Here is a 7,345-nt window from a genome sequence, read left to right as displayed (position 1 = left end):
GTTTGAAAAAACGGACATATGGCTATTACAAGCGCAAAAGACCGCGTTTTACTTACTAAAGCACAAAATTGAGCTATTAAGTGAAGCGCAAAAAGACACATTAATGGACTTTTACTATTGCGCTAATCACACTCAAAAGCGCAGCAGTATTACAAAGCGCCAAACGTATGAAGTAATGAATTTAGGCAAAAAACTAAAACGAGCAGAATTTAAGGCAAATCGACATACTAAAAAAGCACGTAGAAAAATTAAGGCAAATCGACAAACACCTAAATAAACACAGTAAGAAGAATAGGCAAAAATAGGCAATACACGCAGATAAGTCACTGCACTAAAAAAGGACAAAAACGCAGATTGGAATATGACGGCTAATGCGTCTGCACTTAGTCGTTTGCTGCTGTAATAGCAAACGACAGTAATAAGTAAGTGCCGCACAGTTGCTCACAATGCAAATCAATGCAGCAGTGAGTTGTAAGTTTTAATACGATTGTCTTACGTAAAACTGTATTACAGGACTATGCGACGAAACCAGTAATGGTGAAGTTCATTAGTAAGGACGACTAAACGAATACTTTAAAGAGTATGCGTATAGCCGTTCTTTGCTCAAAAACCAGTGTAATCATTAAAATCAATATTGTTCTATATCTCTTTATTACTTCTCACTTAAGTAATCAAATAAGCAATCCATCAAACAAATGAAATAAGAAAAAAAGAAAACAAAGAAAAAACGTGCTGAGCAAAAGCGAAGCTTTTGTGAAAGCACAAGCAAACGCAGTTTGCTTCATTACTCATCAAACACTGCACTTACAAAACCACTCTTTAAATACGTCAAAAACGTCAAATAAGCACGTTTTAGCTATCTTCACGTGTCTTTGTATTAACGACACAGAACACTATGCAGTGAAGCTAAAAAATACTCAGCTGTGAATGTGGCTTTTTGACTACAAAACTGAAGTAATCAATTGGTGCTGCACTAAATAAACCAATATAAGGAAATACTAATTTTGTTATATCTGTAATGCTACTGCTGCTATCTCATTGTTTTGTGGAAAGAAATTTATTGCACAAACAGCAGACAAAAAGAGGTAGGAATTAACAAACAAAGAATACATAGTATTACTTAAGTAATGCTTAGATTTAGAGGAGAAATAGAGAATGAGTAAGCAAGCAAAGACACTAACGCAAACGGAACTGCGACGCGTATTAGACTACGTCACTACTCGCAAACACGCAGCACGTAATCGGGCAATCGTAATGACCACGTTTTTAAGTGGAATGCGTGTGGGTGAGGTAGCGAGCCTCACATACGGCGATGTAGTCGACGGCAGTGGCGTCGTAAAAGCAGAAATACGACTCTCAGCTACACAAACGAAAGGCAATCACTCACGTATCGTGTTTGTGAATGAGCGACTGCGTAAAGAGTTAGAGCTTTATTGCCGTAGATACATACCCACTAATCTCAATCAAAAGCTGTTTTATAGTCAGAAAGCCAATAGCGACGGTTTTAGTGCTAATACCTTAACGCAGTTCTTCCACTATCTGTATAAGCGTGTGGGCATTGACGGCGCAAGTAGCCACAGTGGCAGACGCACGTTTATTACAAACTTAGCGAATAAGGGTATCGGTGTGCGTGTGTTAATGAGCTTAGCAGGACATCGCAGTATTATGACGACGCAGGCGTATATTGACGTGAATGATGAGATGAAGCGTAGGGCTGTGGAGTTGGTGTAGATTACTTTTTATCTAAGTAAGTGAGAATTTTTTCAGATAGATGAATAAAGATATTGCCAAATATTAAGAAAACAGAACCTACAGCATAAAATAGGGTTAAGAATAAGTGAAGAAACGCTTTTTTAAGCATAATAATTCAACTCTATTACTTAGCGCAGTATTGCGAAACCCATTTCACAATCACACGTTTTACGCCTTCATAACTTAATGGGTCGGATTGCTTCTGATTATTTATAGGTTGTGGAATAACAGTCTCAATCAATGCGTTCGCAGAGTTCGCAACAACATTTTTAGTGGGAGTGCAGATGTTTTGAAAAATAAGTGTTAGCAAAACAAAGCAAATGGCTAAAATTGAAATCATTACGATTAAAGAATTGCGTTGCATCGTTATAAATTTGGTAATTTCTTCAAATCAACTTGAATCGTTGCGCCGTATTGCTCGCTAAGTCCAATAACAGAGCGTATTGGAAAATTTTTTCCTTCCGAAAACCAAATTTCAAACGTATTGGTATCCTCTTTAGACGTCGTCTTATAAAACCGTGTCGCTTTAATTTTTTTACCGTCGATTGGAAATTCCCAAACTTCAGCGGGTATTAGGGTATAGCGTTTTACTGAGCGTGCATCACTTACTTGATAAGTGATTGGTTTGGTGGGAAGAGGGCGACCGATAAATTGATAGCCTACATTCACTAAATCAATAAGCTGCCCTTCTAAGGTAGTAGAGTTAATAGGGTTGCGAAAAGAAGCTTTAAAAAAAGTAATTGATTTTTTAGGAGGCTCATAACGGCTAATTAATAAATCCGTATTGCCACGCTTTTCTTGATACACAGAGGAAAGCAGCCCACTTGCGCTAATAGTGCCAATTGATTCTCTAACTAAACGCTGTCCTCCAAGTGCAGTTGATAGACCTGCAATGAGATTTCCAATCGATGTGATTTGATAAGAGTTTTGGGTAAATTTAACGTCATCCACAATATTCGCAACCTGAACTGTTCCTGTAAGCACAGTAAAGACTTTTTCATAAGCACTTGGTTGTTCGTTGTTTTTCTTTAAATAAGCTGCACGCTTATTTGCATCCACACTTAACTTTAAGTCATATTCAAATTTAGCTGCAAAATTCGTGGGTTGTGTTTGAGAGTATGCAGAGTATGAAAACAGAAAAAATAGTAAAGCTGAAAAGAAACGCTTTATTGACACAGACATAATTTAGAAAAATTTCGATTTGAATCGAAGTGCTATGCTGAGCATAAAGCCAAACATTAGCCCACCGAATAAGCCAATACCTATATATTTGACATATTTAGGACTCGAAACATCAATCTGACCAATTTGACGTAATCCATATAGGTTATCGGTTTGAATTGATTTCAAATCAACTCTAATCGATTCTGCTGCATTAACCTGAATAGTATTTGAAGGGGGAATTGACTTTTGAATACCTTCGATAACTATTAGTAGCTTATCAATTAATTGTTTTGGGTCAGAGGTTTCCGTCAATATCTTCTTACCACTATCTGCAAAGCTTGAATAGACTTTAACTTGCGACTCTTCATCCCTAAGTCGTGCTAATTGTTCCTGTATCCCATTTAAATCTGTAGTTGCTGCAATAATTTGAGTCGATATTGGAAGATACTTTGCTCCACTATCTTTTGCATCAACTACTTGACTGCCTGCATTGATAGCATTGGGAAATTGATTTTTAAGTGAATTTAGATTTTTAATTCGTTTTTCTAAATAAACAGACTCAATTTCTAAAGCAGATACTTTCTTTTGTGCATTACTAACAACAGCAATTGATCTCAAATCATAATTGCGTATAAGATCACGCAGTTGAAGGTAGGAAGAGCCATTTATAAAAAAATTACTGATTGTTTCCACATTCTGAATTGCTTTAGCTTTAGTAGTGCCAAATCCGATTATTTCGATTGTTGGAATACTGTTTGAGGCTTTGGTGAGAGCTGATACATCTAATAAATCTTTGCCATCTGCTTTTTTTATTAAGATGTTTGGTTTAACAGATGTTTCCCAAACTTTCTCACTTTTTAAAAAATCATTTTGAGAATTATTCCTTTCAACTTCTTCATATAGTTTTGGTAGCGATGCTTGTAAAGTCTTTAATCTCGGTATGTCAATGCCGCTGTAATTTGTATAAATTAATTTTGCTTGATACTGTGCTGTAATAAAACCCAATATCAGAGACAAGAGTATTCCTAATAAACCTGAAATAGAAATTTTCCAAAACTCTTCCTTAATAAAATTAGCGATATCTTCAATACTGATTTCTTCAGCTTGATTTGCTTGTGTATCTTGTGTTTGCATATTAATTACTACTAACAAAGAGTGGAAATACTAATTGGCAAAGATACAAAACTGCGAAGAATGCTAATAGAGCATTGGTCAGTTTTAAGCTTTTGCTAATTTTTTGAAGAAAGCGAGTTTTGTAATACAAAAGCTCTTTTTCTGTGTATTCATTGCTATCCATAGCAATGTATTGTTGCTTTTTGTAATTAAATTTACAAATGAACAAACAGCAAAAACAAATGTTTAATTTAAATGTTTGTTTAGTTGCTTATGTTTATAACTGAACATATAGTTATAAAACTTATAAAAAAATGAATTGTTTGTGGATAAAGAAACTGAAATTATTTCGAAGCTTTTTTTATTACGAGGTTGTGATAAGAAGTTATTGCCCATTGCTAATTCATTGGTAGCATATGACTTACTATTGCAGATAGTTATTGCATATAAAACAAATCAAACTTATACAGTAAAGTCTTTATTCTCCTCCTTGCCGCATAGCTACACTGCCATTCGGCATCATTACAAACGACTATTAAAAGAGGAGTGGATTAAACATCGCAGTGATGATGTGGATGCGCGAGTGAAATACATCGAGCCCACCGATAAATTAATTAAAGTGATTTCGGGTTTTACGCAATATGCGGATACGGTTTTAAATTCCCCCCCCCCCCCCAACTTGGGTCGCAGTAAGTGAATGAAAAGTCGTTTCAAAACGACATTTAAGCCAATCGCTCCGCACTCATCATTGCCGTTAGTTTGCTGTAGTGTTTTTCAATCATCACCACACTCGTTCCCATTTGTTTCGCTAATGTGTGGATATCAATTCCTTTTGCTAACGCTTCCGTTGCATAGGTATGCCGTAAGCTGTATAAGGTTCGATTCTGTCCCGCAGCATTCTTTTGTAATCCGCTTTTAATCATTAAGTGTCGAAAGATATTTTCGAGTAGGTGCGGCATCTCGCCGGTAGGAAGCGTGAAGATACGTCTATCTAACTTTGCTTTAATGATTTCATCTAAGGTGCGATACGGTAATTGTTGCCACTTAAGTAGCTCTTCTAATACGCTAATGACTTCGTGTTTTGCAATTAGATAACGTGCGCCTGTTTTGCCGCTCACCCATATTCGCAGATAACGCTTACTACCGATATAGTGCCACTGTAAGTGCTTCCACCGCAGTGGCATCGATTCGGTGCTGTGGCGCACACCCGTATTGACTAAAAACTTTACATATGCAGTGCATAAAATACGTGCTGCTTCTGAGTCTTTGTGAATTACATCTTTTTGCCACAGTGGCATATAGGCATAGAGTTGTGTTATCTCTTCACTGCTAAACGCAGGACGTGGTTCGCTCTTTGCGCCACTAATGTCTAATTGGGGAATGACTTTATTTGCAGACACATACCCACGCTCACGTGCAATCTGCACAATTCGATTAAATGCCATTGCGTGATGTTTCTTTGTAATTGCTTTTGCATCTTTTCCCATCTCAGCTAAACGCCACGCACTGAACTCGGCAACTACTTCATCATTAATATCAGCGACTGCGTAGCTGCCAAAAAACGGAATGAGGTATTTTTCGTATATAAACAAATAGTCTTTGTATTTGCGCTCACTCTGTCGGGTCGTCGCTACTCGTGCTAAGCGTGTAATTTCTTCACGTGCAATCTGTCCAAATGTTTTCGTGTGAATCGCTAAACCCGCATCCACTTTGAGTTTAACAGTCTCATACAGCACCACTGCTTGTTGTTGTGCTGCATTTAAATCAGTAGTCGCACAGCTCGCACTGTGCCATTTGCCATTACTAAGCTTAAAACGACATTGCCATTGCGCGGACTGCGAACGCTTATAGACAGTGAGTTTGCCGTCAAAGAGTTTTAGGGATGAGGGTATTTTTTCGGTGGTTGTGGTGAAAATAAACCGAAGGTCATTCATACACAGCGTAGTGTGCTGTCGTTAGAAATTTTCTGCGACGATTAACCGCTACGTCGTTGTCAAAATCTCACACGATGTTCTGCGAACGCTACTGCAAATATGTTTTAAATTAGTGAGAGCCGTGTTGAGTGGTGCGAATCGAACAACACAGTGAGCGTATGCTTAAACCAATGTTGTAAAACTGTTTCATTACTCAAAATCATCGTTATGATTCCGTCGCTCTAACCAGCTGAGCTAATTCGCCGAACTAAGAATTGTAGCAAATTGACTGTGGTGCTGTGTGAATGTGCCGGCTGTGGCTGACTCTGTCTGACGGCTCAAACCGTTGTGGCTAGGGACTCCCTTTATCATCTACCCATAAAGGAGTGGAATTTGTGAAGAGGATGATTTTAATTTCCCTGCTGGTCAATGTGTTGGTTTTAATACCAGTCTGTATGGGTCTTATGTGGGATTTACCTCGGATTTCAAGTGTTTATGGATCTTACAGTCCGGCTAGAGGAATTCTCCTGTCGGTTTATGGAGCAATACTCTTAGTCTCAATTCTACTTTTGTTCAGGCCACTGCCATTACTGGTAGCGCCATTGTTACTAGTTCAAGTACTCTATAAATTAACGACGCCGTTTACAGTGGGCAGCTTTACAAATCCTGTGGTGATTAGCAATTTACTTGTGGCGGTGCTACATCTGATAACTTTGTATCTAATCTTCCGGATAATTCGAGGTAAGGTATTTGATGTTGTTGAAAATTAGTCAAATCCCTATATAAAAACTGACGTTTTAAACGACATTTATCTAAAAGATCTATATTGATACCAATTACATGACAACTATTAAATTCTTCATGAATAAAATTGGTTTTTTGCTACTCGTTATTTCACTTCTGCTCCCAATATCAGCAAGCGCTCAGCTTCTTGACGCGATCCGTGGTCACGCACAAGATATCAAGTCACGCTTTGAGAGTAATCAAAAAGTAGAAGGTGAGATCCTTAAACGAGGGCAGATTGATAAAAATGCCAAGGGCCAAGATTTGATACACAACTCTTCTGGCGAGTGGACCTTAGTCAAAGTTGGCAATCAACTATTTTTACAATCTGGCGAAGACTTTAGATCCAGCCCTGGTCCAGACTATCATATCTACATTAGCAGTAAGCCCGCTATCAAAGATAACGATGAGTTCAGTGCCCAGCAAATTGAGATCAGCCGTATCAAAAAACCTAACGGAGCCGCTTTCTATCTCCTTAAGACCCAAAACCCTGAGGATGTCAACAGCGTACTGATATGGTGTAAGCAGTTCAAGGAGTATATCGGCTCGGCAGACCTAGTAGCAGTAAGGTAGAATAAGCTCTTGCTTACAAAATCTTTACTGAATTAGGTAAATAAATT

General features: G+C 37.9%; 7 protein-coding genes. 4 read left to right on the top strand and 3 right to left on the bottom strand.

Translation table 11 applies throughout. The features are described 5' to 3' along the window. Together AOC32_RS08630 and AOC32_RS08625 are read left to right on the top strand one after the other, a co-directional pair. Positions 1-277, top strand: a 277-nt coding sequence (locus AOC32_RS08630; RefSeq protein WP_159074933.1) for a hypothetical protein, incomplete at its 5' end; no start/stop codon positions are given. A gap of 878 nt (positions 278-1,155) precedes the next feature. Beyond that, positions 1,156-1,731: a tyrosine-type recombinase/integrase gene (locus tag AOC32_RS08625; protein ID WP_108509070.1), complete on the top strand. Its 576-nt coding sequence runs from the start codon at positions 1,156-1,158 to the stop codon at positions 1,729-1,731. A gap of 387 nt (positions 1,732-2,118) precedes the next feature. Here the strand turns inward: AOC32_RS08625 and AOC32_RS08615 are convergent, their stop codons facing one another. Together AOC32_RS08615 and AOC32_RS08610 are read right to left on the bottom strand one after the other, a co-directional pair. Beyond that, a complete protein-coding gene (locus AOC32_RS08615) occupies positions 2,119-2,928 on the bottom strand; it encodes a hypothetical protein (RefSeq protein ID WP_159074932.1) in 810 nt (269 codons plus the stop codon). A 9-nt stretch (positions 2,929-2,937) separates the two neighbouring features. Continuing rightward, the gene (locus tag AOC32_RS08610) at positions 2,938-4,050 is read right to left on the bottom strand and encodes a hypothetical protein (protein ID WP_108509067.1); all 1,113 of its coding nucleotides are present in this window, start codon (positions 4,048-4,050) and stop codon (positions 2,938-2,940) included. 469 nt (positions 4,051-4,519) lie between these two features. Between AOC32_RS08610 and AOC32_RS09785 the strand changes: the two genes are divergently transcribed. Beyond that, positions 4,520-4,726, top strand: coding sequence for a helix-turn-helix domain-containing protein (locus AOC32_RS09785; protein ID WP_159074931.1), 207 nt, complete (start codon positions 4,520-4,522; stop codon positions 4,724-4,726). A 25-nt stretch (positions 4,727-4,751) separates the two neighbouring features. Here the strand turns inward: AOC32_RS09785 and AOC32_RS08595 are convergent, their stop codons facing one another. Beyond that, positions 4,752-5,963 carry a tyrosine-type recombinase/integrase gene (locus tag AOC32_RS08595; protein WP_108509064.1) on the bottom strand — a complete coding sequence of 404 codons (1,212 nt, stop codon included), beginning with the start codon at positions 5,961-5,963 and terminating at the stop codon, positions 4,752-4,754. 840 nt (positions 5,964-6,803) lie between these two features. Between AOC32_RS08595 and AOC32_RS08585 the strand changes: the two genes are divergently transcribed. Next, complete coding sequence (locus tag AOC32_RS08585; protein ID WP_159074930.1) at positions 6,804-7,298, top strand: DM13 domain-containing protein; 495 nt, start codon at positions 6,804-6,806, stop codon at positions 7,296-7,298. The last annotated feature ends 47 nt before the right edge of the window (positions 7,299-7,345 follow it).

The organism is Polynucleobacter acidiphobus, assembly GCF_003065385.1.
Lineage (GTDB): Bacteria > Pseudomonadota > Gammaproteobacteria > Burkholderiales > Burkholderiaceae > Polynucleobacter > Polynucleobacter acidiphobus.
The sequence above is the reverse complement of the archived record's forward strand: the minus strand, read 5'-3'. Positions and strand labels throughout refer to the sequence as shown.

What these genes read in the sequence shown, in the direction of transcription:
- AOC32_RS08625 (WP_108509070.1), top strand. Translation starts at nt 1,156, where the DNA reads ATGAGTAAGCAAGCAAAGACACTAACGCAAACGGAACTGCGACGCGTA.
- AOC32_RS08610 (WP_108509067.1), bottom strand. Translation starts at nt 4,050, where the DNA reads ATGCAAACACAAGATACACAAGCAAATCAAGCTGAAGAAATCAGTATT.
- AOC32_RS08595 (WP_108509064.1), bottom strand. Translation starts at nt 5,963, where the DNA reads ATGAATGACCTTCGGTTTATTTTCACCACAACCACCGAAAAAATACCC.
- AOC32_RS08585 (WP_159074930.1), top strand. Translation starts at nt 6,804, where the DNA reads ATGAATAAAATTGGTTTTTTGCTACTCGTTATTTCACTTCTGCTCCCA.